General features: G+C 50.7%; 1 protein-coding gene and 1 pseudogene. One reads left to right on the top strand and one right to left on the bottom strand.

Going from position 1 to position 1,584, the window contains the following annotated elements:
* Nucleotides 1–941 (bottom strand): thiamine pyrophosphate-binding protein (locus HWQ67_RS18030; protein ID WP_255317344.1); only part of this gene is annotated, 941 nt, incomplete at its 3' end.
* 369 nt (nucleotides 942–1,310) lie between these two features.
* Between HWQ67_RS18030 and HWQ67_RS18035 the strand changes: the two are divergent.
* A pseudogene (locus tag HWQ67_RS18035) lies at nucleotides 1,311–1,584 on the top strand (hypothetical protein); the annotation flags it as partial.

Raw genomic sequence — 1,584 nt, forward strand, 5'->3', positions numbered from 1 at the left:
TCTACTTCGACATTTTTCCGTATGGTTGTAGGGTCTATGTCTATGTGTATGATGCTTGCGTGTGGAGCAAAGGCATCGAGTTTGCCCGTGACCCTGTCGTCAAACCTCATACCAACGGCGATGAGCAGGTCAGACTCCTGTATGGCCATGTTGGCATAGTAGGTACCGTGCATTCCCGGCATCCCCAGTGACAGGTGATGGCTGGAGGGAAACCCGCCGATGCCCATCAGTGTTGAAGAGACGGGTATCTGCGTAAACTCGGCCAGTTCCCGCAGTTGCTCGGAGGCATTGGAGAGGATGACCCCTCCGCCACAGAGAATCACAGGCTTCTTGGACTTTGAGATGACCTGGGCGGCCTTTTCTATCATCCACTTGTTGCCGTCAAGGGTGGGGTTGTAGCTTCTGATGTTGACCTTATCCGGCCAGTGAAAGGCGCACTGGGCAGCCGTTATGTCCTTGGGCAGGTCTATCAGCACCGGCCCCGGTCTGCCCGATGAGGCAATATAAAAGGCCTCCTTGATGATGTATGCCAGGTCGTTGACGTCCTTGACAAGGTAGTTGTACTTGGTGCATGGACGTGTAATGCCCACAATGTCTGCCTCCTGGAAGGCATCGTTGCCAATGAGCATGGTCGGCACCTGCCCTGTTAATACCACGATGGGGATGGAGTCCATGGCCGCCGTGGCCAGACCGGTGACGGTGTTTGTGGCTCCGGGTCCCGATGTCACAAGGGCAACTCCTACCTTGCCGCTTGATCTCGAGTAACCATCTGCCATGTGCGTGGCGCCTTGTTCGTGTCTGGTTAGTATCAGTTGAATGTCCTTATCGTCATACAGGTAGTCAAATATATTTAAGACAACCCCGCCGGGGTAACCAAATATATGCTTGACGCCCTCCTTCTTAAGTGATTCAATGATTATTTGTGAACCGCTGACTTTCATCTTCATTTACCTCTTAATAGAATTTAAACTAATAGTATACCATAAATCTGTATTTATTTTATCAGTACCCGTGGCCATTACAGGGCAATCGCATATGAAATTTTGTAATAGTCCAGCTATACAATTGATCTGAAGGGGGCCAGGAGCGCATTGAGCCGGGGGGCGCTGCCCCCTCCTGGAGCGACAAAGAAGCGGAGGGGGTGGGGCACCCCTGCCACAAACCGCCCCTTTTTTTTCTTACGGTCAAATGCGATTGCCCTGGTGGCCCTTAAAATAAAAAAACCTTGACAAATTGCTCTCTTTTCTTTTGGACAGGTAATAAGTTACAATACAGCATTGGGTTAATATGGTAACATTAATGTGACAGGTATGGATGACAGTGAGAGACTCATAGAGCAACTCAGAAAGGAAATAGAGTCCAGCAAGGGGCAGGTTGCCAGGTCTATGGAGCAAGAACGTGTACTCTGCCGTACCAGGGGTGCGCTAAAGGCCGTGAGAGAATGTCAGAAGGTCTTGCTTAACTCCAAAGATGAGCGGATGCTGCTTAAGGAGACATGCCGTGTTATTGTCCAGAGTGCCGGGTACAGGTTTGCGTGGGTTGGTTATGCGCAGGATAACGCCATCAGAGCGGTTATACCGGAGG

Source organism: Candidatus Magnetobacterium casense, assembly GCF_019173545.1.
Classification (GTDB): Bacteria; Nitrospirota; Thermodesulfovibrionia; order Thermodesulfovibrionales; family Magnetobacteriaceae; genus Magnetobacterium; species Magnetobacterium cryptolimnobacter.